Here is a 25053-nt window from a genome sequence, read left to right on the forward strand (position 1 = left end):
TCGGATGGATAGCCTTTCCCTGCGCGAAGCCCGGCGCCTGGCCTTGCGTGCCCAGGGTTTCGGTAGTCAACCCAAGGGCGGCGCGGGTCCGGCCGCCCTGTACCGCCAGGCCGCCCGCCTGAATGTGCTGCAGATCGACTCGGTCAATGCCCTGGTGCGCTCGCACTATCTGCCGCTGTTCAGTCGTCTCGGCCGCTATGCCTTCGCCGACTTCGACGCCCTGGCCTGGGGGCGGGGACGCAAGCGGCAGCTCTATGAATGCTGGGCTCACGAGGCCTCGCTGGTGCCGGCCGAGGTCTGGGCGGAACTGCGCTGGCGACGCGATCAGGCGCGCCAGGGCATCGGCATCTATCGCCAGCTGGCGCGCTTCGCCGTCGAGCAGCCGCAGGTCGTCGCCCAGACCCTGGAGGCGGTGGTGCAGCGGGGTGCGCTGGGCGCGGGCAGCCTGGCGAAGCGGGTCGAGCAGGCCGGTCCCTGGTGGGACTGGAGTCCGGGCAAGCTGGCGCTGGAGTGGCTGTTTGCCGCGGGTGAGGTGACGGTGGCCGGACGGCGCGGCTTCGAGCGTCTCTATGACCTGCCCGAGCGGGTGCTCCCGGCGGCAGTGCTTGCGGCGCCGGCACCCACGCCAGAAGCCGCGCGGCGGGCACTGCTGCTGCGCAGTGCCCGTGCCCTGGGCGTGGCGAGCGAAGTCCAGCTGCGCGATTACTTTCGCCTGAGTCCCGCCGAGGCGCGCCAGGGCATCGCCGAATTGCGGGAGGAGGGCAGTCTGCAGCCGCTTCAGGTGCAGGGCTGGTCGAAGCTCGCCTATGTGGCCGGGGCGCCCAATCCGGGGCGTCCGGTGCAGGCGGCGGCGCTGCTGTCGCCCTTCGATTCCCTGGTCTGGGAGCGCGAGCGCACCGAGCAGCTGTTCGGTTTCCGCTATCGGCTGGAGATCTATACCCCGGCGCCCAAACGGGTCTATGGCTACTACGTGCTGCCCTTTCTCTATCGGGAGCGCCTGGCGGCACGGGTGGATCTGCGCGCCGAGCGGGCGCAGTCGCGCCTGGCGGTGCATGCGGTGCATCTGGAGGCAGCAGGCCTGGATGACAAAGGGCTGGATGCCCTGGCGGGACAGTTGCGCGCCCTGGCCACCTGGCTGGGTCTCGCCGACCTGCAGTTGCACGGGCCGGCGGACGTCTTGCGGGAAGCGATGGCGCGGCACGGGTTCGCCGCCGCGCCCTCGGTCTAGCGGCGGATGCCCTTGAGCGTCTCGGCGATCATGAAGGCCAGCTCCAGGGACTGGTCGGCGTTCAGGCGCGGGTCGCAATGGGTGTGATAGCGGTCGGACAGGGCGTCTTCGGTGACCGGGCGGGCGCCGCCGATGCACTCGGTGACGTTCTGGCCGGTCATCTCGATATGGATGCCGCCCGCGTAGGTGCCCTCGGCCTGGTGCACGCCGAAGAATTCCTTGACCTCGCCCAGCACGCTGGCGAAATCCCGGGTCTTGTAGCCGGTGGAGGCCTTGATGGTGTTGCCGTGCATGGGGTCGGAACTCCACAGCACCTGGCGGCCTTCGCGCTCCACGGTCTGGATCAGGCGCGGCAGGTGATCACCGACCTTGCCCACGCCCATGCGCACGATGAGATTGAGGCGCCCCGGATCGTTCTCGGGGTTGAGGGTATCGATCAGGCGGATCAGGTCTTCGCTGGTGGTGGAAGGACCGACCTTGACGCCGATGGGGTTGTTCACGCCGCGCAGGAATTCGACGTGGGCACCGTCGGGTTGGCGGGTGCGATCGCCGATCCACAACATGTGCGCGGAGCAGTCGTACCAGTCACCGGTCAGGCTGTCGCGGCGGACGAAGGCTTCCTCGTAGTTGAGCAGCAGCGCCTCGTGGGCGGTGAAGAAGTTGGTCTCCTTGACCTGGGGCGCGGTGTCCAGGCCGCAGGCGCGCATGAAGGCCAGGGTCTCGTCGATGCGATCCGCCAACTGGTGGTAGCGGTCGGCCAGGGCCGAGTTGGCGATGAAGTCCAGGTTCCAGCGATGCACCTGGTGCAGGTCGGCGAAACCGCCCTGGGCGAAGGCGCGTAGCAGGTTGAGTGTGGCGGTGGACTGGTTGTAGGCCTGGATCAGTCGCTGCGGATCCGGGATGCGGCTGCCTTCGGTGAAGTCGATGCCGTTGACGATGTCGCCGCGGTAGGCCGGCAGGGAGACGCCGTCCTGGACTTCATCGCCGGACGAGCGCGGCTTGGCGAACTGGCCGGCCATGCGGCCGACCTTGACCACCGGGCAACCCGCGGCGAAGGTCATGACCACCGCCATCTGCAGCAGCACCTTGAAGGTGTCGCGGATCTTGCCGGCGGAGAATTCGAAGAAGCTCTCCGCGCAATCACCGCCCTGCAACAGGAAGGCCCGACCCTGGGTCACCTCGGCGAACTGCCGGCGCAATTCGCGGGCTTCGCCGGCGAACACCAGCGGCGGATAGCCGGCCAGGGTGCGCTCGACATCGGCGAGGCGGGCGTGATCGGGATATTCGGGCTGCTGCTGGATGGGCAGGCTTCTCCAGCTGGTAGGGCTCCAGGGCGCGGACATGATTCTCTCTGAGTGGTGCGACGAAGCCTTCCATACTAACCGATGACGGGCGCGACGCTCGATAGACAGTGCCCATCGCGGCTACCATGGACGGCTATAGAGGAGGGTGGTGATGGTCGAGACGGAAGTGTTGCTGGAAGAGGTCGTCGATGACCATGGCCGGATCCGGGTGGTCGAAGTGGGGCCCTATCGCTTCCTGGAGTTCGGCGAGGAGGTGGAGCAGAGCTGCGTCTTCACCCAGGACCCGGCCTGGCTGGAATACGACTACAACCGCGCCATGCTGCTGGGCGCACTCTGCCATCCGCAGCCGCGGCGGGCGCTCTTCCTCGGACTGGGCGCCGGCACCCTGACCCAGGCCTGCCTCAAGTGGCTGCCCCTGGAGGCGGCGGAGGCGCTGGAGCTGCGTCCCGCGGTGCCGCGCCTGGCGCGGCAGCATCTGGGTCTTGGCGAGGATCCGCGCCTGGCGATCCGCATCGGCGATGCCCTGGACCTGCTGGCCGGCGCGGCGCCGGCCGATCTGATCTTTGTCGATCTCTATACCGACGTCGGCCCCTCCAGCGCCCATCTGGCCTGGCGCTTTCTGGAAAGCTGCCAGGCCAAGCTCAATCCGGGCGGCTGGCTGATGATCAACCAGTGGAGCGCCACCGACGGCAAGCCGCTGGGCGCCGCGCTGCTGCGCGGACTGTTCCGCCATCATTACTGGGAGTGCCCGGTGGTGGAGGGCAACGTGATCCTGCTGGTACCGGCGAGTCTGGAACAGGAGCTGGACGAGGCGGGTACGCGGCAGCGCGTCCGCGAACTGAGCCTGCGCATCGGCTTCGATCTGGAGTCCTACCTGGACAACCTGCGTGCGGCAACCTGACCTCAAAAGTAGACCAAGGTTCTCTGGAGAAATGTCCAGGGTTCGGGTATTATTCGCCCCGGTCTTTTTGACCTTCCGTTCAGGAACTGCATTCTCCCGGTCCGCCACCATGGCCACCCCGGTCGTGCGTTCGCCCGACGGCGAACAATCCTAGACGCTTCACCCCCTTTCATCCGCTATTTCGCAAAAAGCTCACACCTTGGCTGCCTGGGCGACTTCGGTCATTCGGATAAGCGCAGCTCTTGGCTTTGGGGTCTTTGCGAAGCACACGAGGCAAGACAATGACCCAGGACATCAGCAATTTCGCTGCGCTCAATCTCAATCCCGCCATCCTCGCCGCCATCAAGGCCGTCGGCTACGAAGAGCCGTCGCCCATCCAGTCGCAGTCCATTCCGGTGATCCTCGCCGGCCACGACATGATCGGCCAGGCGCAGACCGGTACGGGCAAGACCGCAGCCTTTGCTCTGCCGCTGCTCTCGCAGCTCGACCCGTCCCGTCGTGAACCCCAGATTCTGGTGCTGGTTCCTACCCGCGAACTGGCCCTGCAGGTCGCTACCGCCTGCGAAACCTATTCCACCGAGATGCCCGGCGTCAAAGTCGTGGCTCTCTACGGCGGCGCGCCCATGGGGCCGCAGCTGAAGTCCCTGCGCATGGGTGCCCAGGTCCTAGTCGCTACCCCCGGCCGCCTGTGCGACCACCTGCGCCGTGACGACAACCTGCTTGCCACCGTCCAGCGCCTGGTGCTCGACGAAGCCGACGAGATGCTCAAGCTGGGCTTCATGGACGACCTCGAATTCATCTTCGAGGCCATGCCCGAGTCGCGCCAGACCGTGCTGTTCTCGGCGACCCTGCCGCCGTCGATCCGCGCCATCGCCGAACGTCACCTGAAAGAGCCGCAACACGTCCGCATCGCGGCCAAGACCCAGACCGTCGCCCGCATCGAGCAGGCGCATCTGATGGTCCATGCCGACCAGAAGCCGGCCTCGGTGCTGCGCCTGCTGGAAGTGGAGAACTTCGATGCCCTGATCGCCTTCGTGCGGACCAAGCAGGCAACCCTGGACCTGGCCGAGCTGCTCGAACGCCAGGGCTATCGCGTCAGCGCCCTGAACGGCGACATGCCCCAGGCCCAGCGCGAGAAGACCATCGAGTCCCTCAAGGACGGTTCGCTGGACATCGTGGTCGCCACCGACGTGGCCGCCCGCGGTCTGGACGTGGCGCGCATCACGCACGTGCTGAACGTGGACATGCCCTACGATCCCGAATCCTACGTGCACCGGATCGGCCGTACCGGCCGTGCCGGTCGTGAAGGCCGTGCGCTGCTGCTGGTCACCCCGCGCGAGCGGCGCATGCTGCAGGTGATCGAGCGCGTCACCGGTCAGCGGGTCGGCGAGATCCGTCTGCCCGACGCCGAAGCCGTGCTGGAGGCCCGTATCTCCCGTCTGGCCGATGGCGTGGGTTCGCTGCTGGCCGATGCCGATGCCACCCATGGCGCCCTGCGTCAGGAGCTGTGCGAGCGTCTGCAGTGCGATCCCGCGACCCTGGCGGCGGCCCTGCTGGCCAAGCTGACCAGCGGCCGCGCCCTGGACATCGAGTCGGTACGTCGCGAGCAACCGCTGACCCCCGGCGCCGGTCGTGGCGAGCGTCCCCGTGGCGAGCGTCCTGAGCGGGGCGACCGCCCTGAGCGCGGCGAGCGTCCGGATCGCGGCGAGCGTCGCCCGATGCAGCCGCTGCCGGAAGGCCGCGTGCGTTGCCGCACCGCCCTGGGCGCCCGTGACGGCGTTGCCGCCAAGAACCTGCTGGGTGCCATCATCAATGAAGGCGGCATGGATCGCGAGGCCATCGGCCGCATCCAGATCCGTGACTCCTTCAGCCTGGTGGAGCTGCCCGAGGACGGCCTGGAGCGCCTGCTGACCAAGCTCAAGGACACCCGCGTAGCCGGCAAGGCCCTGCGCCTGCGTCGCTATCGCGAGGATTGATCCCCGCGGCCACATGAAAAAGCCCCGGATATCCGGGGCTTTTTTCTGCCTGCAGGAAAGGCGGCGACTAGAGAATCACCTTGTCCTTCAGCTTTTCCGCTGCCAGCTGCAGCGCCTGAATGACCCGGTCCTTGTCGTAGTTCTGGATGTTGTTGGTATCCAGGTACATGGAGAAGCCCGGCAATTCGTGCTCGACGTAGCTGGGGGAGGCGCCCAGGTCGCGGCGGAAGTCCACCACCTGGTAGATCTGCACCGGCTTGCTGAAGCCCTTGACGGTGATCCAGCTCTTGTCGCGGCACATGATGGTTTCCTTGACCAGCGAGTAGGTCTCGTGGCTGATCAGGATCTCGCCGGCGTCGGCAGCGTTTTCCAGGCGGCTGGCCAGGTTCACTTCGCGACCGATGATGGTGTAGTCCATGCGGGTGCTGGAACCGAAGTTGCCGACCGTGCAGTAACCGGTGTTCAGGCCCATGCGGATCTCCAGGGGCTTGTTGATGCCCTGGCTCCGCCACTGCTGGCGCAGGACCTTCATGTGCTTGCGCATGGCGATGGCCATGGAGACCGCGGCCACGGCATCCTTCTTGGCACCCTGGCTGTTGGCGTCGCCAAAGAACACCATCACGCAGTCACCGACGAACTTGTCGATGGTGCCGCCGTACTTCACGGCGATCTTCGACATCTCGTTGAGGTAGTTGTTGAGCATGTCGGTGAGGGCTTCGGCCTCGAGTTCTTCGGACAGTTCGGTGAAGCCCTTGATGTCGGAGAAGAACACCGTGATCTTCTTGCGCTGGGTGCCCAGGGCGATGTGCTGCTTGCCGGTGAAGATGGATTCCCAGACCTGGGGCGAAAGGTACTTCGCCAGGTTGTGCGCCAGGATCGCCGACTTCTCCTGCTCGCGCTTGAGGTCGTCGTTGATCTGGATGAGGCGTTTGCGCTGCCGGTGCAGGAAGTAGCCGGTGCCCCAGAGGTGCAGCATGGTGCCCACCACGCTGGTGACCGCCACCAGCAGCGGGCTGGTGAGGTCGACGCCATGGAAGAAGGTGGCACTGCCCAGCGCCGCGGCACTGGTGGCGAACAGCAGGCAGAGGCCGAGCAGGCGGGGGCCGCCGCGCAGCATGCTGGTGTAGCCGAGCATGAACAGCAGCATCAGGGTAGGCATCAGCGGGAAGCGCAACACCACCGCGGCCATGCCGACGTGGATGGCGTCTAGGGCGGCGAGCAGGACATCGGTCTGGGCGCCGCGGTCGCGCCGCAGCTTGAGGCTCAGGGTCTGGGCCACGTGCGGATAGAGCAGGGCATAGGGGATCAGCCAGAGGCCCACGGCATCGGCCTGGACGTAGTAACCCGCAGTGACGCTGGCGGCGGCGATCAGATAGGCGAATACCCGGGCGTAGTAGACGCCCAGGCTGTCACCGGACGCAGCGAGGAACCGGTTGAGCGCAAACTTCATCTGTCGGGTCCGTTTCGAAAAAGGCGAGAGGTCGGGATAACTCCGTTCGCGACGATGAAAGCGGCCGGGTTTTCTTGCATTGGCGATCTTAGCCGACCGCCCCGGCAGGGGCCAAGATTGTCGGCCATTCCGCTGCTGTGACAGCCAAATTCGGCAGTCATCCCTGGGTTACACTGCGGCATCTTTACAGGAGAGACGCTATGGATGCCCTCGCAGCCCTTTGCAATCGCGCCTCGGTCGGTCGCCTGACCGAGCCAGGTCCGACCCCCGAGCAACTCGAGACCCTGTTGCGCGCCGCCGACCGGGCGCCGGACCACAAGCTGCTGCGCCCCTGGCGACTGATCCTGGTGGCCGGCGAGGGCCGCACCGCGCTCGGCGAGCTCTATGCCGACGCCCTGCACCGTCGCGAGCCCGATGCGGATGCGGCGGCTCTGGACAAGGCTCGGCGCATGCCCCTGCGAGCGCCCCTGGTGATCGCCGTCGTTGCCACCCTGCAGGAGCACGCCAAGGTGCCCGTCCAGGAGCAGATCATCACCGCTGGCTGCGTTGCCCACGGCCTGGTCAACGCGGCCTTCGCCCTGGGACTGGGGGCGGTCTGGCGCTCCGGTGACTTCAGCTACGACCCCTGGGTGCTGCAGGGGCTCGGGTTGGCCGAAAACGAACAGCTGGTGGGCTACATCTACCTGGGCACGCCGGAGGTGGCGCCGCGCGTCCCGGCGCCGCGTGATCTGAGCGCTCAGGTCAGCCATTGGCCAGGACCGGCCTGAGCGGCAGGATGACGGTGGCGAGAAAGCCGCCGTCCGGGTGATTGCTCAGGTGCAGCTCGCCCCCGTGGCGCTCGACGGCGCGGCGGGCGATGGCCAGGCCGAGGCCGTAGCCAGTGGCGTGCTGCTGATCCGAGCGGAAGAAGGGCTCACCCAGGCGCGGCAGATCGGCGGTCTTGACCCCGGGGCCGTGGTCGCGCACCTGGATGCGGACCTCGCCCTTCGCCGCCGTCGCCGAGATGACGATGGGCTGCGCGGGTGGATTGAAGCGCAGCGCATTGCGCAACAGATTGTCCAGCGCGCGTTCCAGCACGTCCGGCCAGCCGTCCAGCCGCAGGGCGGCGGGCACGTCCAGTTCCACCCGCTGCTGAGGCGCGCTGAGCTGGGCATCCTCCACCAGGCCTTCCAGCAGCGGATGCAATTCCAGTTGCTCGGGTGGGCCCGGGTCCGCTTCCTGGCGGGCGAGGGCGAGGATCTCGCCGATCAGGGTTTCCAGGCGATCGCATTCCAGGGTCAGGCGCGGCCACATGTTGCCCAGGTCACGGGGGTCGGAGCGTTCGGCCAGCGCCAGGGCGATGCGCAGCCGCGCCAGTGGTGAACGCAATTCATGGGACACGTCGCGCAGCAGTTGCCGCTGGCTGTCGATCAGGCGCTGCAGGTGGGCGCCCATGCGATTGAAGTCCTCGGCCAGCACGCCCAGTTCGTCCTTGCGCCGGGCCAGGCGGGCCAGGGTGTCCTGCTGATAGGCGGTCTGGCCGAGGTCGTGGACGGCGCGGCGCAGATGATTGAGCGGGCGGGTCAGGCTCAGGGTCAGCAGCAGGCTGAACAGGGTCAGTACCACGGTGGCGATGGCCAGCATGCCAACCGGCCAGAACAGGCTCTGCCGGCGCCAGGCACCCAACTCGGGTGTGGGCAGGTGGTAGATGAACAGGTAGTTCTGTCCGCTCGGACTGGTGTATTCGTCGGTCAGGCGTCGCCAGGGCAGCGGTCGGCTGGGATCGCGGGCGCCAGGGCCGGGACGCTGCTGATGCTGCGGCTGGTCGAGATCCTGGTCGAAGATGCGCGGTGGCAGGGTGCCGCGCACCAGGGGCGAGCCGTTTTCGCCCAGCACCAGCACATCGATGCCGTAGCGGCCCTTGCGCTGTTCGAGCAAGCCCTGGGCGGCGGCGGGACCGTCGTTTTCATAGCGTTGCACCCACTGTTCGGGAAGGTCGCGCAAGCCGGGATGCTGCGCGAGGATCCAGGAATCCTGGTCGGCCAGGTGGCCGAGCAGCATGGTCAGGCCGACCGCGGAGAGGATGGCCAGCCAGAAGGTGGCGAAGATGCGCCAGAAGAGGGAGCGAAAAACCATGCGGTCGCCTTAGAAGCTGCTCAAAGTCTGCTACACGTCGGCCAAACGGCGTTGAAAATGCCTTCGGAATGCTCATCTACCACTCGTAAACCCGAGCACGGGTCCGATCCGCTTCCTCAGGCATTTTCGTGGGGCCGCCTAGGCCTTGTTTGTCGCCAGCTCGCGAGACTTTGGGCAGGTTCTCAGTCAGGCGCTGCGCCGAGGACCGTCGGCGCAGCGATCGGGGATCAGGAGGACTTGTGGTCTTGCTTCCACTGCTGGAATTCCGCCCACTCCTTGGCGCGATCCTCGCGCTTCTTCTCCATTTCGTCGAAGCGCTTCTGCTGATCGGGCTTGAGCAGGGCGCGAATGGACTGACGGGTCTTGTCGCGATTGCCATCCAGCTGATCGTGGAGGGCCTTGCGCTGATCCTCGGGCAGCTTGTCGAGATAGCTTTTGACGATCTCGCGTTCTTGCCGGCGCTCGTCGCCCATCAGCCTGCCCACCTGCTCGCGCTGGTCGGGGGTGAGCTTGAGGCCGCGCAGCGGACCGTCGCTCCGGTGGCCGCCGTCCATCATCTTGCCAGTAGGCGGCGGCGTAACAGCGGTGCCGTCCTGGGTGGCGGCCAGGGTCAGAGTCGGCAGCAGGGCGGCGAACAGCACGGCGGGCATGAGTTTGCGCATCGGGAAATCTCCTTGGGATGACCGGTGCAACACCGGATGAGCCCAGTCTAGGAGCGGGGGAGTCAGTGGCGGTCAGCGGGCGTAAAGAGGGGGTAAAGGCGGCGCGGAGGGCTAGACGCTGTAGTAGTAGCCGCGGCCGCGCAGGGCGAGGATGCGCGGACGACCGTCGGCATGGCTGCCGAGCTTGCGGCGCAGATTGCTGACGTGCATGTCCAGACTGCGATCGTAGAGCGTCAACTTGCGTCCGAGGGCTGCCTGGGCCAGCGCCTGCTTTTCCAGGGGTTCGCCCGGCTGGCGCAGCAGGGCTTCGAGGATGCGACTCTCGGTGAGGGTCAGGGTGATCTCGGTTTCGCCGATGTTGGCGACGCCCCGCGCCAGACTCAGCGACAGATCGCCCAGCTGCAGGCGGGCCGCGGGTTGGGCCGGATGGCTGCGCCTGAGGATGGCTCTCAGTCGTGCGGTGAGTTCGCGCGGATCACAGGGTTTGGCCAGGTAGTCGTCGGCGCCCAGTTCCAGGCCGAGGATGCGGTCGAGCGGCTCGCCACGCCCCGACAGCATCAGCACGGGCAGTTGCGGATGATCGCTGCGCAGCTGCTTGAGCAGTTCCAGGCCACTGCCATCGGGCAGCATCACGTCCAATACCACCACGTCCGGCGTGGCTTCGCGCAACTGGGTGCGGGCATCGCTGCCGGCATGGCAGGCGGTGACCTCGAAGCCTTCCTGTTTCAGCCAGGCGCCGAGCAGCTCGCACAGCTCCTGGTCGTCGTCGATCAGCAGTATCTGGCTCATGGGATCAGTCTCGCGGTTCATCCATGGGTTGCAGATGGCGCGCCAGATAGAGGCCCTGGCCAAGCATGAACACCAGGGTCATCGCCAGACTGCCGAAGACCTTGAAGTCGACCCAGAAGCTTTCGTAGGTGAAGGCCACATAGAGATTCGCGCAACCGCAGACGATGAAGAAGATGATCCAGGCGATGTTCAGTCGCGTCCAGATCGGCGCTGGCAGGCGCACCGCGTGGCCCAGCATGCGCTGAATCAGCGGCTTGTCGCCGATGAACTGGCTGCCTAGAAAGGCCACGGCGAAGAGCCAGTTCACCACCGGTGCCTTCCACTTCAGGAAGGTCTCGCTATGGAAGGCCAGGGTCATGCCGCCAAACACCAGGCAGGCGATCAGCGTCAGCCACTGGCTCTTTTCCAGCCGGCGCTGGGTCGCGAAGATCACGCCATAGACCACCAGGGACGCGATGATCAGGACCGCGGTGGCACTGAAGATGCCGCCCAGGGTAAAGGCATGCCCGGCGAATTCCAGCGGACGCGGATCGAGCTTGTAGACCAGGAAGAACAGGAGCAGGGGGATGAAATCGATGAATTGTTTCATTAACGCAGCCGATAGCAGTGCATCGCGGCATAATACCTGATGAAGCCGGAGGAGAAAGCCATGCGTATCGACCTGCACTGTCATACCACCGCGTCGGACGGCGCCTTCGCGCCCGCCGAGGTGGTCAGACGGGCCCATGAGCGCGGGGTGCAGCTGCTGGCCATCACCGATCACGACACCCTGGACGGCTACGCTGAAGCCCTGGAAGCCGCGGACGGCCTGGGCTTGCGCCTGCTCCCCGGCATCGAGATGTCCTGTACCTGGGGCGGCTCCACGCTGCATGTGCTGGGCTACAACTTCGCCCCTGACGCGCCGGAGCTGAATGCCGCCCTGGAAGCCCTGCACGAGGGTCGCTGGGAGCGCGCCCGGGAAATTGACCGGCGGCTGGCGGCCAAGGGCATGCCCGGCACCCTGGAAGGGGCTCGCGCGGTGCAGCTGGCCCTGGGCGACAGTCGCAATGCGCCGGCCCGGCCGCATTTCGCCGAATACCTGGTGCAGGCCGGCCATGTCGCGGACCGCGGCGATGCCTTTCGCAAATGGCTCGGCGGCGGCAAGCTCGGCGATGTCAAGCAGCATTGGCCGACCCTGGCCGAAACCCTGGCGACGCTCAAGGGCGCCAAGGCCTGGATCAGCCTGGCGCATCCGCTGGCCTATGGCTTCACCCGCACCAAGCTGCGCAAGCTGATCGGCGAATTCGTCAGCGGCGGCGGCCATGCCATCGAGGTGGTCAATGGCGTGCAGCCGGCCGAGCAGGTCGGGACCCTGGCAATTCTGGCGCGGGAATTCGGTCTGATGGTCAGTGCGGGCAGCGATTTCCATGCGCCGGCCGATTGGTCGGACCTGGGTATGTACCGTCCGTTGCCCGAAGATCTGCCGCCCCTCTGGGCGCGCTTCAGTCAACCGCTATACCCTCAGATTCGGGAACCCCAATGAGCCAGTTCATCGAAATTCATCCGCAGAATCCCCAGCCGCGGCTGATTCGTCAGGCCGTGGAAATCATCCAGTCCGGCGGTGTCATCGCCTATCCCACCGATTCGTCCTATGCGCTGGGCTGCCGTATCGGCGAGAAGAGCGCGGTGGAGCGTATCCGCCGCATCCGCCAGCTCGACGACAAGCACAACTTTACCCTGGTGTGCTGCGATCTCTCCGAGCTGGGCATCTATGCCAAGGTGGATACCAGCGCCTTCCGCCTGCTCAAGGCCTACACCCCCGGGCCCTACACCTTCATCCTCAATGCCACCCGCGAAGTGCCGCGCATGCTGCTGCATCCCAAGCGGCGCACCATCGGCGTACGGGTGCCCCAGCATCCCATCACCCTGGCGCTGCTGGAGGCGCTGGGCGAGCCCTTGATGAGCGTGAGCCTGATCCTGCCGGGGGATGACGAAGCCCTGGGCGATGCCTGGGAGATCCGCGAGCGTCTCGAGCATTTCGTCGACCTGGTGATCGAGGGCGGCCCGGGTGGCTTGCAGCCGTCCACCGTGGTCAGCCTGGCCGACGACGAACCGGAAGTGATCCGGGTCGGTGCCGGGGATCCGGCGCCCTTCATGATCGAAGCATGAGCGAAGCCCTGGACCCCCAGCTGCTCGAACCCGAGCAGCTGCGCCTGGCGCTGGTCTATGGCGAGGCCTTCACCGAACTGCCCCAGGACCTCTATATTCCGCCGGATGCCCTGGAGGTCTTTCTCGAAGCCTTCGAAGGCCCTCTCGACCTGCTGCTCTATCTGATCCGCAAGCAGAACATCAATATCCTCGACATCCCGGTCGCCGAGATCACCCGGCAGTACATGAGCTATGTCGAGCTGATGAAGGCGGTGCAACTGGAACTGGCCGCCGAGTACCTGCTGATGGCCGCCATGCTGGCGGAGATCAAGTCGCGCATGCTGCTGCCGCGCGCCGAGGGCCTGGACGCCGAGGAAGAGGACCCCCGTGCCGAACTGATCCGGCGCCTGCAGGAATACGAGCGCTTCAAGAAGGCCGCCGAGGATCTCGATGACCTGCCGCGCGAAGGCCGCGACTTCGTGGTGCCCACCCTGCCGGCACCCGAGGCGCGGGCGCGCAAGCTGTTGCCCGAGGTGGACCTGGGGGAGTTGCTGCTGGCGATGGGCGAGGTCCTGCGCCGCGCCGACCTGTTCGAGAGCCATCAGGTGACCCGCGAAGTGCTGTCTACCCGTGAGCGCATGAGCCAGGTGCTGGAGCGCCTCAAGGAGGGTGCCTTCGTGCCCTTCGTGGCGCTGTTCACCCTGGATGAAGGGCGGCTCGGCGTGGTGGTGACCTTCATGGCCATCCTCGAGCTGGTCAAGGAATCCCTGGTGGAACTGGTGCAGAACGAGCCCTTCAGCCCCATCCATGTCCGCGCTCGGGTCAGAGACGCCGACGGGGAAGGGATCGCTCAGGCGTAAGCCAGGGCAGCCGTCGCGGCGGCGCTCTTGCGCTTGCTCACCAGCAGCTGGGCGCCTTCACCCGCCGCAGCCAGGGCCGCGGCTTCAGCCACGCTGGGGCTGCCAGTGTGCTGCAAGGCGACAGGGCTCGGCGAGGCGACACCCTCCTGCTGTGCCAGCAGTTCAGCGGGGAATCCGTGCAACGGCAGTCGCCAGCGCTGGGCCAGGCTTTGCAGTCCGCTTTCCTGCAGTCGCCGGTCCACTGTCGCCAGGGCGGTCAGGGCGCTGGAGGTGCAGCCGGCCTCCTGCAGCACCCGCTGCGCCAGGTCGGCAAGCTCCTCCACCGAACAGCCCCGGCGGCAACCCAGGCCCAGGACCAGTGCCATCAGTCTTGCAGCGCTTGGCGACGGAACAGCCAGCTGCAGGCAAGTCCCAGGAGCAGCCAGAAGGGCAGATTGCTGGCCAGCACGGCGACCTGGAAATGCCGCTGCAATTCCTCCGGTGCCAGGCTCGCATGAGCGACGGGTTGAGGCGCACCTAATAGGTGGGGAATGACCAGCAGCCCGAGGGCGGCGATCTTGAAGCCGAGATGGCGGGCGAACACCAGGAGCGCGAGCGCGGCGGCAGTGGCACCGGCAGTGCCCAGCCACCAGGCCTGCCGCAGGGTGAGGTCGGCCGCGGCCGTGCCCGGTAGCTCCGGCGGCAGACCGAGGCTGGGAGCGAGGCAGAAGATGGCGTAGCCGGCCAGGCCCCAGAGCAGGCCCTGGTACGTCCTATTCGGTGCCCGCAGGTTGAACAGGCCGGCGAGCACCAAGCCAAAGCCTACGGCCACCACCAGATTGCCGCCGAAGGTCGAGAGGGTGCGCGGCCAGCCGTCTGCGGGAGCCCAGGCCGCTTCGCTGTGCTCATGGTGCTCGATCGTGACCGGGGCCGCGGTCTGGACCTCGTAGGTTTCCGCCTGGAGGATGAGCGGCGTCAGCCAGAGGCTTTGCAAGCAACTCAGTAGCAGGGCGGCGAGCAGACCGGCCACGCCGGCACTGAAGGCGATACGCTGGAACATGGCGAACTCCTTCTAGTGGCAGGGGAAGCCTTCGCTGTGGCGGGTATCGTGGGCACCGTTGTGCAGGGCCTCGACATGGGAGAAGCCCGCCAGGAACACCAGGCTCAAGCCGAGCAGGCAGGCGAGCAGGGTAGCGGTCAGGCGCTGGGCACGGGTACTGGTCTGGGGCAGGGCGGTCGAGCGGGTAGCGGTCATGGCAGGGCCTCGGAGTCGAAGCGGCAGGGACGCGCCGAGGCAGCGGGCCGCAGGCAGCGGGCCGCAGGCGGCCGCCGTCCAGCACGACCGCCCACCGCGGGTTGCTTGAAAGCAGCAGGCCGGTCTCCGGACTCACGAGGGTTGCAGGGCGCGGTCTTGGCTGCGCGTCGGCCTGGCTGCGTTGAACCCTTCTGCGGAATGCTCATTTACGCTCGGTAAACTGCGCTTCCTTGGAAGGTTTCGCCTTGCCAGGCGCTAGCTCGCTCATTACCGCATGCCTGTGCAACTACCAGGATCGCCTTCCCCAGACTTGCCGGCCGGGTGGCATCGTGATCCTGCGCTCGTCTACCGTTGCGGGGGCAGTGCCGGACTCGGACCGGCTTCCCGTTTCACCGCGACCCATGGCGGAGTCGCGACACCTGAAGCAACGGCGAGCAGACCACGCGCCTCGTCCGCTGGTCAAGCCTGGCCGATTGACACCCCGGCGGGGCACTCGTAGCCTGTCGGCCTTCGAGGTGCTCTAGGAGCCTGCCCATAATCTGCTGCGCGTCGGCCCAATCGCGTTGAAAACGCCTTCGGAATGCTCGTTTACCACTCGTAAACTCCGCTTCCTCAGGCCTTTTCGCCTTGTTGGTCTCTCGCTCGCGAGATTATGAACAGGCTCTATGCAAGAGCTTGAAAGGGAACGCGGTGTGATACCGCGGCTGCCCCCGCAACTGTAAGCGGCATCTTCAGCCACTCCACAGAGCCTGTTCTTAATGTGCTGCGCGTTGGCCAAACTGCGTTGAAGATGCTTTCGGAATGCTCATTTACCATTCGTAAACTCCGCTTCCTCAAGCATCTTCGCCTTGTTTGCCTCTCGCTCGCGAAATTATGAACAAGCTCTAAGGCCACTGCTCACGCGGGAAGGCCGGAGTCAGGCGCCGCGAGCCAGGAGACCTGCCTCGTCACGTTTCGAACACGCAACCGGGCGGGGTGATCCGGGCTGCCACCAGGGCCTCGCCGTCATGCGGGCGTCCGGCATGCCTGCCCGTCTTTTTTCGCTTTTTCTCTAAGGGCAGCCCATGAAAACCCTGGCCAAGACTCCCGTCACCATCGTTACCGGCTTCCTCGGTTCCGGCAAGACCACCCTGCTGCGGCACATGCTCGATCACGCCGAGGGCCGGCGCATCGCGGTGATCGTCAACGAATTCGGCGAGTTGGGCATCGACGGTGAGATCCTCCGCCAGTGCAGCATCGGCTGTAGCGAGGAGGAGGCCCAGGGCCGCGTCTTCGAATTGGCCAATGGCTGCCTGTGCTGCACCGTGCAGGAAGAATTCTTCCCGGTGATGAAGGAGCTGGTGGCGCGGCGGGGCGACATTGACCACATCCTCATCGAAACCAGCGGCCTGGCCCTGCCCAAGCCCCTGGTACAGGCCTTCCAGTGGCCGGAGATCCGCACCGCCTGCACCGTGGATGCGGTGATCACCGTGGTCGACAGCCCAGCGGTGGCGGCCGGTACCTTCGCCGCCTATCCGGAGCAGGTGGATGCCCAGCGTCGGCAGGACCCCAACCTCGACCATGAATCGCCGCTGCACGAGTTGTTCGAAGACCAGCTCGCCAGTGCCGATCTGGTGATCCTCAACAAGGCCGACGGCCTGGACGCCGAGGCCCTGGCCCGGGTACGTGCCGAGGTGAGCGAAGAGCTGCCGCCGGCGGTCAAGGTGGTGGAAGCCAGTCGCGGCGTGCTGCCGTTGTCGGTGCTGCTGGGCCTGCAGGCCGAGTCCGAGGCCCATATCGACAGCCGTCCGACCCACCATGACCTCGAAGGTCATGAGGACCATGACCACGACGAATTCGACTCCTTTGGCGTCGAGTTGCCCGAGGTGGCGGAAGCGACCCTCCTGGCGGCCCTGACCGAGGTGGTCGAGCGTCATGGTGTCCTGCGGGTGAAGGGTTTCGCCGCCATCGCCGGCAAGCCATTGCGGCTGCTGGTGCAGGGCGTGGGCACCCGCTTCGACAAGCATTTCGACCGTGCCTGGAAGACCGGCGAGACCCGAAGCACCCAGCTGGTGCTGATCGGTCAGCAGCTGGACCAGGCGGCCATCACCGCCCAGTTGCGCGCCGCGGTCGCCTGACCCCGGATGCATCTGCTGCGTACCCAGCCGGGCGGTTTCGTCCCGGACGACGGCATCGCCCACCTGGCGCAGACGCCGGGCGAGATCGTCGTGCTCTGCAGTGGCGATTCGCACCTGGCGCTGCTGGCCGAGGCGACCCGCAGCCTGGACGACGGCTATCCGAGTCTGCGCCTGGCCAATCCCATGCAGCTGCAGAACCACGCCTCGGTGGATCTCTATGTCGAGGAGGTGCTGAACCAGGCGCGGGTGGTGTTCATCTCCCTGCATGGCGGCCAGGGTTACTGGCGCTATGGCATGGAGCGGCTAGCCGAGCTGGCCGCGCGGGGACTGACCCTGATCGCGGTGCCCGGTTGCGATCGACCCGATCCGGAACTGATGGCCCTGGGTACGGTAGCGCCCGAGCTGGCCGAACGGCTGTGGCGCTATCTGCGCCAGGGCGGCCTGGGCAATGCCCGGGATTTCCTGCATTGCCTGGCCAGCGAGTGCCTGGATGCCCGCTACACCTACGAGCCCCCACGGGAATTGCCCCGGGTGGCCGTCTATCACCCAGACGCCCTGGGCCTGGATGGCTGGCGTCAGCGCTGGCGACCGGACTGGCCCACCGCGGCGCTGCTGTTCTATCGCACCCACCTGCAGTCGGCCAACACCGCCTTCGTCGATGTCTTCTGCCAGCAGCTTGAAGGCCAGGGCCTGAATCCGCTGCCCATCGCCGTGGCCAGTCTCAAGGAGTCGGCCTGCCTGCATGAGGTGGAACGGCTGCTGGACGAGACCGATACTGCACTGATCCTCAATACCACCGGCTTCGCCCAGTCCAGTCCGGAGCGGCCGACGCTGACGCCGTTCCGCCGGCCGGTACCGGTCCTCCAGGCCATCTGCGCCCAGGACAATCGCGAACGCTGGCAGGAAAATCCCCAGGGGCTGGGCGCCCGCGACCTGGCCATGCACATCGCCCTGCCGGAACTGGACGGGCGCATCATCACCCGGCCGATCAGTTTCAAGGGCCTGGCCTGGCGCTGCGAGCGCGGCCAGAGCGACGTGGTCAACTACCAGGCCGATGGCGAGCGCATGGCCTTTGTCGCGCGGCTGGCGCGCAGCTGGATCGAACTGGCGCGGCGTCCCGCAGCGGACAAGCGCATTGCCCTGATCCTGGCCAACTATCCCACCCGCGATGGTCGGATCGGCAACGGCGTCGGCCTGGATACCCCGGCGGCGGCACTCAAGGTGCTGCAGGCGCTGCAGACGGTGGGCTATCCGGTGGCCAATCTGCCCGCAAGCGGTACCGCCCTGATCGAGCGGCTGCTCGGTGGCGTGACCAACGACAGCGCCCTGCGCGACCTGCGCCCGGCCCTGCAGAGTCTAGCGCTGCAGGACTACCAGTCGCTGTTCGCCCAGTTGCCCCTCAGCCTGCAGCAGGCGGTGACCGAAAGATGGGGCGCGCCCGAGGCCGATCCCATGCACCGTCGGGGTCGGCTCATGGTGGCCGGGGTGCGCTTCGGCCTGACCTTCGTCGGCATCCAGCCGGCGCGTGGCTACGACGTCGATCCGGCGGCGGTCTACCACGATCCTGCGCTGGTGCCGCCCCATGGCTACCTGGCCTTCTATTTCTGGCTGCGCGAAGCCTATGGCGCCCAGGCCGTGGTGCATCTGGGCAAGCACGGCAATCTGGAGTGGTTACCGGGCAAGGGCGTCGGGCTGTCGGCGGAGTGTTGGCCGGACGCCATCCTCGGACCGCTGCCCAACGTCTATCCCTTCATCGTCAACGATCCGGGCGAGGGTGCCCAGGCCAAGCGGCGCACCCAGGCGGTGATCATCGACCATCTGATGCCGCCGCTGACCCGCGCCGAGAGCTACGGGCCGCTGCGCGACCTGGAGCGCCTGGCCGACGAATACTATGACGCCAGCCTGCTGGACCTCCGACGCGCCACCGAGTTGCGCGGCGAGATCCTGCAACTGGTACGCGAAACCGCCCTGGATCGCGAACTGGGGCTGGTGATCACCGATGATCCGGACAGCTGGCTGCCGCAGCTGGACGCCTACCTGTGCGACCTCAAGGAGTCCCAGATCCGCGACGGCCTGCATGTGTTCGGTGAATCCCCGACTGGCCAGCTGCGTCGCGATACCCTGGTGGCCCTGCTGCGCATTCCCCGGGGCGATGCCCAGGGCGCCAATGCCAGCCTGCTGCGAGTGCTGGCCAAGGACCTGCAGCTGGGGTTCGATCCCCTGGCCGCCGACCTCGGCGAGTCCTGGCAGGGGCCACGTCCGGCGTGCCTGGAGGGGTTGTCGAGCGAACCCTGGCGCACCCTGGGCGATACCCGGGAGCGGTTGGAGCTCCTGGCATTGGCCCTGGTGGCCGCGACGGTCGATGCCGAGCCGCTGCCGTTGGCGCTGGACGAGCTGCCTGCCACCCGCCCGGTGCTGGAGCACCTGGCCGGCCAGGTCGCGCCGGCCCTGGACGGCTGCGGTCCCGCCGAAATCGGCGGCCTGCTGAGGGCGCTGGAGGGACGTTTCGTTCCCGCCGGACCCAGCGGCGCGCCCAGCCGCGGACGGCTGGACGTACTACCCACCGGGCGCAACTTCTTTTCCGTGGACGTGCGCAACCTGCCGAGCATGACTGCCTGGCGCCTCGGTTGGCAGTCGGCCAACCTGCTGCTGGAGCGTCATCTGCAGGAGGAGGGCGACCACCTTCGCCAGCTGGGTCTCTCGGTCTGGGGCACCGCGACCATGAGAACCGGCGGCGACGACATCGCCCAGGCCATGGCCCTGCTGGGTGTGCGCCCGGTATGGCAGACCGGTAGTGCCCGGGTCGAGGACTTCGAGATCCTGCCGCTGTCGCTGCTGGATCGCCCGCGGGTGGATGTCACCCTGCGCATCTCCGGTTTCTTCCGCGATGCCTTCGGTGGACTGGTACGGCTGTTCGACGCCGCCGTCCAGGCGATCGCCGCGCTGGACGAGCCGGACGACCTCAATCCGCTGGCGGCCCAGGTACGCCGCGAGCGCGCTGCCCTGGAAGCGGCCGGTACCGATGCTGACCTCGCTCGGCGTCAGGCCGGCTGGCGCATCTTCGGCGCCCAGCCCGGTGCCTATGGCGCCGGTGTCCAGGGCGCGGTGGAAGAGCGCCAGTGGCAGGATCGCAGCGAACTGGCCACTGCCTATCTCAACTGGGGCAGCTATGCCTATGGCGCCGAGGATGAGGGCACCGCCGCCCGTGACGACTTCTCGCGCCGCCTGGGTCGCCTGCAGGCCGTACTGCAGAACCAGGACAACCGCGAGCACGACCTGCTCGATTCCAACGACTACTACCAGTTCCAGGGCGGCATGCTGGCCGCTGCCGAGACCCTGAGCGGCCAGCGGCGTGCCAGCTACTTCGGCGATCACGCCCAGGCCGACCTGCCCAGGATCCGTACCCTCAAGGAGGAGCTGGGCCGCGTGGTGCGCTCCCGGGCGGCTAATCCCAAGTGGATCGCCGGCATGAAGCGCCATGGCTACAAGGGCGCCTTCGAGATGGCTGCCACCGTGGACTATCTGTTCGGTTTCGGCGCTACCACCGAACTGGTCGAGGATCACCAGTACCGGCAACTGGCCGATGCCTATCTGCTCGATGCCGATACCCGCGACTTCGTCGAACGTCACAACCCCGAGGCCCTGCGCGACATGACCGAACGCCTGCTGGAAGCCCAGCAGCGCGGGCTCTGGCAGGAGCCAGGCGACTACCGTGAGGCCCTCGAACAGCTCCTGATGGATATGGATGAAGCCTGAGATGACCGCTCCCGTCTTTCCCCTGGCCGCCGTGGTCGGCGCCGAATCCCTGAAGCTGGCCCTGTGTCTCAACGCCATCGATCCCCGTATCGGCGGCGTATTGATCGAAGGCCCCCGGGGCATGGCCAAGTCGACCCTGGCCCGGGGCCTCGCCGATCTGCTCGGGGGCGGTCCCTTCGTGACCTTGCCGCTGGGTGCCAGCGAGGAACGCATCGTCGGCACCCTGGATCTGGAGGCGGCCCTCGGCGAGGGGCGGGCCCGCTTCGCGCCAGGCGTGCTGGCGGCGGCCGATGGCGGCGTGCTTTATGTCGACGAGGTCAATCTGCTGCCGGATCACCTGGTGGATCTGCTGCTGGACGTGGCGGCCAGTGGGGTCAACCGGGTGGAGCGCGACGGCATTTCCCACGAGCACGCCGCCCGCTTCCTGCTGGTAGGCACCATGAATCCGGAGGAGGGCGAGCTGCGTCCGCAATTGCTGGATCGCTTTGGCTTCGCCCTGGCGCTGGACAACCGGCCGGCTCCAAGGGAGCGGGCCGAGATCCTGCGCCGCCGCCTGGCCTTCGATAGCGATCCGCCAGCCTTCAATGCCCAGTGGGAGCCGGCGCAGGCGGAACTGCGTCAGCGCTGCGCCGCGGCCCGTGCGCGGCTGGCGGACATCCCGCTGGACGATGCCGCCCTGGAAGCCATCACCGCAGGCTGCCACCAGGCCGGGGTCGACGGCCTGCGTGCCGATCTGGTCTGGTTGCGCGCGGCTCGCGCCCATGCCGCCTGGCGCGGCGCTCGGGCGATCGAAGAAATCGATATCGCCGCCGTGGCCGAATTCGCCCTGCGCCACCGGCGCCGCGAGTTACCTGATACTCCAACAGTAATACCACCCCTTCAGGATGATTCAGCTTCTGACACTCCGGAGCAGGATCCTGGCCATCAACAAAAGCAGGGTAATGCCAATCCTGCGCAGGGTGAGGGCGATGGTTGGGGTGCCCTGGCACCGGAGCCCACCGCGACTGGGCCCAGGCGCCGGTTGGGCCCGGCAAAAAAGCCCTAGGCGTCCGATCACCTCATGCCCCGGATCGCGATGCCCGAAGCGGGACGGGCAAGGCCCTGGGCGGGCGTCAGGGCGCCCGTTCGCCGGGCACGGCAGGTCCCATCGCCTGGGTGCCGACGCTGCTCCGGGGTCGTCCGCGTCGCGTTGACGATCTCTTGCGGCAACCGCGCCAGCAGCGCCCGGCTCAGCTCTGGCTGGTGATCGTCGATCACTCCGCGTCCACCCGCCGCCACGGCGCCCTGGCCCAGGCCAAGGGGCTGCTGGCCGACTGGTTCGAGCAGGCCTACCGCCAGCGGGTCAGGGTCGCGGTCCTGCAGACGGCGGGGGAGCGACCGGAATGGTCTTTCCAGGGCCAGCGCAGCGGCCGGGCCTTGCAGGCCTGGCTGGAGCAGCTGGGAGCAGGAGGCGGAACGCCCTTGCTGGCGGGCCTGGCCGAAGCTCAGCAATGGCTGAAAAGTCGCCGCCGGCAGTATCCTGGCGAGGAGTGCCAGCTGCTGTTGGTCACGGACGGACGCCTGCGCGACCTGGAAGGGCTGGCAGTGCCGGACTGCCCTGTCCAGGTGCTGGATATCGAACTGGGGCCGCTGCGCCTGCGACGAGCCGGGGAACTCGCCCGGCGCCTGGGCGCGGAGTACCGGCACCTGGAAGAGATGCCGGTGGTCTAGCCAGCCAGCCTTTCTGCGTAGGTTGGGTTGAGACGGCTCCATCGTCGAAGCCCAACATTGAGCGACTCGACCCTCACGCCGTTGGGCTTCGCTGCGCTCGGCGCCGACCTACCAGAGGACCTCGAATCTCAATGCCCGCCTTTCATGGCCTTGACCAGGGTATCCACGTTGTAGCGGAACATGGCCGCATAGGTGGCAGCCGGGCCGTCTGCCGGCGACAGGGCCTCGACGTACAGCTCGCCACCCGGCTGGGCTCCGCTGGCCTTGGCGATCTGCTGTACCAGGCGCGGATCGTTGGAGTTCTCGAAGAAGTAGGTGGCGACGTGTTCCTGCTTGATCTGGCGGATCAGCTTGGCGACATCCTGGGCAGACGCCTCGGCCTCGGTCGACAGCCCGAGCGGCGAGATGAAGGTCACGCCATAGGCATCGGCGAAATAGCCGAAGGCGTCGTGGGAGGTGAGTACCTTGCGTTTCGCCCTGGGTACCTGACCGATCTGTTCGCGGGCATAGCGATCCAAGGCTTCCAGTTCGGCGATGTAGCGATCGCCGTTGGCCTCGAAGGTGGCGGCATCCGCGGGATCGACCGCGGACAGCGCCTTCACCACGTTGCGGGTGTAGACGACCACGTTGAGCGGGTTGTTCCAGACATGGGGATCGATACCCCCGTGGTCGTGACCATGGTCGTCATGGCCGTGCTCGTCCTCGTCTTCCGCCATCTCGCGGGTCTTGATCCCCTCGCTGAGCACCACCGGCGGGCGCGCCTGGCCGGAGGCCTTGATCAGGCGATCCATCCAGCCTTCCAGGTGCAGCCCGCTCATGAACACCACATCGGCCTGTTTCAGCGCCTGGGCATCCGTGGGCGTCGGTTCGTAGGCATGGGGATCGCCATTGGGACCGACCAGGGAGGAAACCTGCACCTGGTCGCCACCAACCTGTCTGACCACGTCGGCGATCACGGTAAAGGTGGCGACGGCCTTGACCGGTGCGGCCTGGGCCTGGCCGATGGCGGCGAGCAGCAGGGCAGCGCCTAGGGAAAACAGGGATTTCATGGTGACTCCTTTCAGTGGGTGAGGTGAGGGCGAGGGCGCAGCCGCCGGTACAGTCCCAGGCGACCGAACAGCAGGGAGAAGAGGTAGCAGCCGCCCGCGGTCAGGACGATGGCCGGACCCGAGGCGCAGCCGAGGTGATAGGACAGCACCAGGCCGATCAGGCCGCTGAGACTGGCGATCAGGCTGGCCACCGCCATCAGTCCGGGCAGGCTGTTGGCCCAGAAGCGCGCCGCGGTGGCCGGCAGCATCATCAGGCCCACCGCCATCAGGGTACCCAGCGCCTGGAAGCCGGCGACCAGGTTGAGCACCACCAGCAGCAGGAATAGCAGGTGATAGAGCGAGCCGCGCCCGCCCACGGCGCGCAGGAAGCCCGGATCGAAGCACTCCAGCGCGAGTGGCCGGTAGATCACCGCCAGTACCACCAGCGACAGGGTGGCGATGCCGGCGACCAGGTAGAGCGCCGTGGCGTCGATCGCCAGGATGGTGCCGAACAGCACATGCAGCAGGTCCACACTGGAGCCGTGCAGCGACACGATGAGCACCCCGGCGGCCAGGGAGATCAGGTAGAAGCTGGCGAAACTGGCATCCTCACGCTGGCTGGTGAAGCGGCTGACCAGGCCGGCGAGTCCGGCCACCAGCAGTCCGGCAAGCATCCCGCCGATGCCCATGGCCGGTAGCGAAAGCCCGGCGACCATGAAGCCCAGGGCCGCGCCTGGCAGCACGGCGTGGCTCATGGCATCGCCCACCAGACTCATGCGCCTGAGCATCAGCAGGACGCCGACCGGCCCGGCGCCCAGCGCCAGGGCCAGGCAGGCCACCAGCGCGCGGCGCATGAAACCGAATTCGACGAAGGGTTCGAACAGGAGTTGATAGAGGGTCATGCGCGCTCACAGACCGCCGCATTGGCGTCCCAGTGCTCGGCGAGATTGCGCGCGCGGGCCAGATGGTCGCTGACCAGCACCTGATCGGTGGCGCCCCAGGCGATGGCTTCCCGGGCCAGCAGCAGGGTCTCGGGGAAGTGCTGGCGAACCTGCTCCAGGTCGTGCAGCACGGCGATCACCGTGCGGCCCTGGCCATGCCAGCGACGGACGATGGTCAGCAGGTCCGCGGTGGTGCGGGCATCGATGGCGGTGAAGGGCTCGTCCAGCAGCAGCACCGGCGCATCCTGCAACAACAGCCGGGCGAACAGCACCCGCTGGAATTGCCCGGAGGACAGGGCGCCGACCAGGCGATCCTCGAGGCCTTCGAGGCCAACCGCCTGCAACGCCCGGGAGGCTTCCTCGCGATGGGCGGCGGTGACCCCTCGCCAGATGCCCAGGTTGCGCCAGGCGCCCAGTATCACGGTTTCCAGCACGCTCAGGGGAAAGCTGCGGTCGATCTCCGCGGCCTGCGGCAGATAGCCCAGGCGGCGCTGGGGCACGGCCCGGTCCACGCGACCACTGACTGGTCTCAGGGTGCCGGCAATGGCCTTGAGCAGGGTGGACTTGCCCGCCCCGTTGGGGCCGACGATGGCGGTCAGGCTGCCGGTGCGGAAGCGACCACTGAGGTGATGGATGGCCGGATGCCGCTGATAGGCCAGGGTCAGGTCCTGCAGTTCGATGGCGGCGCTCATGGCAGGGCGACCGCCCAGAGCACGGCCAGCCAAAGCGCGACCAGCGGGAGGGCGGCGAGCGACAGCCGAATGGGCACGGAAAGGAGGAGAAGGGAAGCGCGAGGGGATGCCATGACTGAGCCTTGAATAACCTGCAAAAGTTATAACATAACAAGTGCGGCGG

Annotated in this window: 23 protein-coding genes and 2 riboswitches; of the genes, 11 read left to right on the forward strand and 12 right to left on the reverse strand. The window is 67.1% G+C overall.

Annotated features, from left to right (window positions below; all coding sequences use genetic code 11):
• Window positions 1–4 precede the first annotated feature (4 nt).
• Complete coding sequence (locus PVZ77_RS08645; RefSeq protein WP_273807181.1) at window positions 5–1228, forward strand: winged helix-turn-helix domain-containing protein; 1224 nt, start codon at window positions 5–7, stop codon at window positions 1226–1228.
• Here the strand turns inward: PVZ77_RS08645 and PVZ77_RS08650 are convergent.
• Window positions 1225–2571 (reverse strand): class II 3-deoxy-7-phosphoheptulonate synthase, encoded by a 1347-nt coding sequence (locus PVZ77_RS08650; protein ID WP_273807182.1) that lies wholly within the window; start codon window positions 2569–2571, stop codon window positions 1225–1227. The genes PVZ77_RS08645 and PVZ77_RS08650 overlap by 4 nt on opposite strands.
• A 112-nt stretch (window positions 2572–2683) precedes the next feature.
• Here PVZ77_RS08650 and PVZ77_RS08655 point away from each other — a divergent pair, with 112 nt between their 5' ends.
• The gene (locus PVZ77_RS08655) at window positions 2684–3433 is read left to right on the forward strand and encodes a spermidine synthase (protein ID WP_273807183.1); all 750 of its coding nucleotides are present in this window, start codon (window positions 2684–2686) and stop codon (window positions 3431–3433) included.
• Window positions 3434–3714: 281 nt separating this feature from the next.
• On the forward strand, window positions 3715–5409 hold the full coding sequence (locus PVZ77_RS08660) for a DEAD/DEAH box helicase (RefSeq protein WP_273807184.1): 1695 nt from the start codon (window positions 3715–3717) through the stop codon (window positions 5407–5409).
• A 67-nt stretch (window positions 5410–5476) separates the two neighbouring features.
• Here the strand turns inward: PVZ77_RS08660 and PVZ77_RS08665 are convergent, their stop codons facing one another.
• Window positions 5477–6859, reverse strand: coding sequence for an adenylate/guanylate cyclase domain-containing protein (locus PVZ77_RS08665; RefSeq protein WP_273807185.1), 1383 nt, complete (start codon window positions 6857–6859; stop codon window positions 5477–5479).
• 200 nt (window positions 6860–7059) lie between these two features.
• On the opposite strand from PVZ77_RS08665, the gene PVZ77_RS08670 reads away from it, so the two are divergent.
• A complete protein-coding gene (locus PVZ77_RS08670) occupies window positions 7060–7626 on the forward strand; it encodes a nitroreductase family protein (RefSeq protein WP_273807186.1) in 567 nt (188 codons plus the stop codon).
• Here the strand turns inward: PVZ77_RS08670 and PVZ77_RS08675 are convergent.
• The 4 genes from PVZ77_RS08675 to PVZ77_RS08690 form a co-directional block, all read right to left on the reverse strand.
• Complete coding sequence (locus tag PVZ77_RS08675; RefSeq protein WP_273807187.1) at window positions 7601–8974, reverse strand: sensor histidine kinase; 1374 nt, start codon at window positions 8972–8974, stop codon at window positions 7601–7603. The genes PVZ77_RS08670 and PVZ77_RS08675 overlap by 26 nt on opposite strands.
• Window positions 8975–9201: 227 nt before the next feature.
• Window positions 9202–9636, reverse strand: a complete 435-nt coding sequence (locus PVZ77_RS08680; protein ID WP_273807188.1) for a Spy/CpxP family protein refolding chaperone — start codon at window positions 9634–9636, stop codon at window positions 9202–9204.
• A 111-nt stretch (window positions 9637–9747) separates the two neighbouring features.
• The gene (locus tag PVZ77_RS08685) at window positions 9748–10425 is read right to left on the reverse strand and encodes a response regulator transcription factor (RefSeq protein WP_133860652.1); all 678 of its coding nucleotides are present in this window, start codon (window positions 10423–10425) and stop codon (window positions 9748–9750) included.
• A 4-nt stretch (window positions 10426–10429) separates the two neighbouring features.
• Window positions 10430–11014: a septation protein A gene (locus PVZ77_RS08690; RefSeq protein ID WP_273807189.1), complete on the reverse strand. Its 585-nt coding sequence runs from the start codon at window positions 11012–11014 to the stop codon at window positions 10430–10432.
• A 60-nt stretch (window positions 11015–11074) separates the two neighbouring features.
• Between PVZ77_RS08690 and PVZ77_RS08695 the strand changes: the two genes are divergently transcribed.
• The 3 genes from PVZ77_RS08695 (at window position 11075) to PVZ77_RS08705 (ending at window position 13412) form a co-directional block, all read left to right on the forward strand.
• The gene (locus PVZ77_RS08695) at window positions 11075–11947 is read left to right on the forward strand and encodes a PHP domain-containing protein (RefSeq protein WP_273807190.1); all 873 of its coding nucleotides are present in this window, start codon (window positions 11075–11077) and stop codon (window positions 11945–11947) included.
• Window positions 11944–12573 (forward strand): L-threonylcarbamoyladenylate synthase, encoded by a 630-nt coding sequence (locus tag PVZ77_RS08700; protein WP_273807191.1) that lies wholly within the window; start codon window positions 11944–11946, stop codon window positions 12571–12573. The genes PVZ77_RS08695 and PVZ77_RS08700 overlap by 4 nt, the downstream gene beginning before the upstream one ends.
• A 110-nt stretch (window positions 12574–12683) precedes the next feature.
• Window positions 12684–13412, forward strand: a complete 729-nt coding sequence (locus PVZ77_RS08705) for a segregation and condensation protein A (RefSeq protein ID WP_273807514.1) — start codon at window positions 12684–12686, stop codon at window positions 13410–13412.
• On the opposite strand, the gene PVZ77_RS08710 is transcribed toward PVZ77_RS08705, so the two are convergent.
• From PVZ77_RS08710 to PVZ77_RS08720, 3 genes are read right to left on the reverse strand one after another with little or no spacing between them, the layout of a single operon-like run.
• Window positions 13403–13777 (reverse strand): cobalamin biosynthesis protein, encoded by a 375-nt coding sequence (locus PVZ77_RS08710; protein ID WP_273807192.1) that lies wholly within the window; start codon window positions 13775–13777, stop codon window positions 13403–13405. The genes PVZ77_RS08705 and PVZ77_RS08710 overlap by 10 nt on opposite strands.
• A complete protein-coding gene (locus PVZ77_RS08715) occupies window positions 13777–14451 on the reverse strand; it encodes a CbtA family protein (protein ID WP_273807193.1) in 675 nt (224 codons plus the stop codon). Before PVZ77_RS08715 ends, PVZ77_RS08710 begins: the two co-directional genes overlap by 1 nt.
• Window positions 14452–14463: 12 nt before the next feature.
• Window positions 14464–14646 (reverse strand): CbtB domain-containing protein, encoded by a 183-nt coding sequence (locus PVZ77_RS08720; RefSeq protein ID WP_273807194.1) that lies wholly within the window; start codon window positions 14644–14646, stop codon window positions 14464–14466.
• A 100-nt stretch (window positions 14647–14746) separates the two neighbouring features.
• Window positions 14747–15084: riboswitch (cobalamin riboswitch) on the reverse strand.
• 203 nt (window positions 15085–15287) lie between these two features.
• A riboswitch (cobalamin riboswitch) is annotated at window positions 15288–15607 on the forward strand.
• A gap of 103 nt (window positions 15608–15710) precedes the next feature.
• Here PVZ77_RS08720 and cobW point away from each other — a divergent pair.
• From cobW to PVZ77_RS08740, 4 genes are read left to right on the forward strand one after another with little or no spacing between them, the layout of a single operon-like run.
• Entirely contained in the window at window positions 15711–16763 is a 1053-nt protein-coding gene (gene cobW / locus PVZ77_RS08725) for a cobalamin biosynthesis protein CobW (protein WP_273807195.1), read from the forward strand.
• 6 nt (window positions 16764–16769) lie between these two features.
• Complete coding sequence (gene cobN / locus PVZ77_RS08730) at window positions 16770–20519, forward strand: cobaltochelatase subunit CobN (RefSeq protein WP_273807196.1); 3750 nt, start codon at window positions 16770–16772, stop codon at window positions 20517–20519.
• A gap of 1 nt (window position 20520) precedes the next feature.
• Window positions 20521–21564: an ATP-binding protein gene (locus tag PVZ77_RS08735; RefSeq protein ID WP_273807197.1), complete on the forward strand. Its 1044-nt coding sequence runs from the start codon at window positions 20521–20523 to the stop codon at window positions 21562–21564.
• 56 nt (window positions 21565–21620) lie between these two features.
• Window positions 21621–22229: a vWA domain-containing protein gene (locus PVZ77_RS08740; RefSeq protein WP_443218049.1), complete on the forward strand. Its 609-nt coding sequence runs from the start codon at window positions 21621–21623 to the stop codon at window positions 22227–22229.
• Window positions 22230–22357: 128 nt separating this feature from the next.
• On the opposite strand, the gene PVZ77_RS08745 is transcribed toward PVZ77_RS08740, so the two are convergent.
• Genes PVZ77_RS08745 through aztA form a run of 3 tightly spaced genes read right to left on the reverse strand, consistent with a single transcriptional unit; the run spans window position 22358 to window position 24890 of the window.
• Window positions 22358–23278 carry a metal ABC transporter substrate-binding protein gene (locus PVZ77_RS08745; protein WP_273807199.1) on the reverse strand — a complete coding sequence of 307 codons (921 nt, stop codon included), beginning with the start codon at window positions 23276–23278 and terminating at the stop codon, window positions 22358–22360.
• Window positions 23279–23289: 11 nt separating this feature from the next.
• Window positions 23290–24159, reverse strand: coding sequence for a metal ABC transporter permease (locus PVZ77_RS08750; RefSeq protein ID WP_273807200.1), 870 nt, complete (start codon window positions 24157–24159; stop codon window positions 23290–23292).
• Entirely contained in the window at window positions 24156–24890 is a 735-nt protein-coding gene (aztA, locus tag PVZ77_RS08755; RefSeq protein ID WP_273807201.1) for a zinc ABC transporter ATP-binding protein AztA, read from the reverse strand. Before aztA ends, PVZ77_RS08750 begins: the two co-directional genes overlap by 4 nt.
• Window positions 24891–25053: the final 163 nt, after the last annotated feature.

Origin of the sequence: Pseudomonas sp. SHLD1, assembly GCF_028640935.1 — a bacterium.
GTDB classification, from domain to species: Bacteria; Pseudomonadota; Gammaproteobacteria; order Pseudomonadales; family Pseudomonadaceae; genus Chryseomonas; species Chryseomonas aestiva.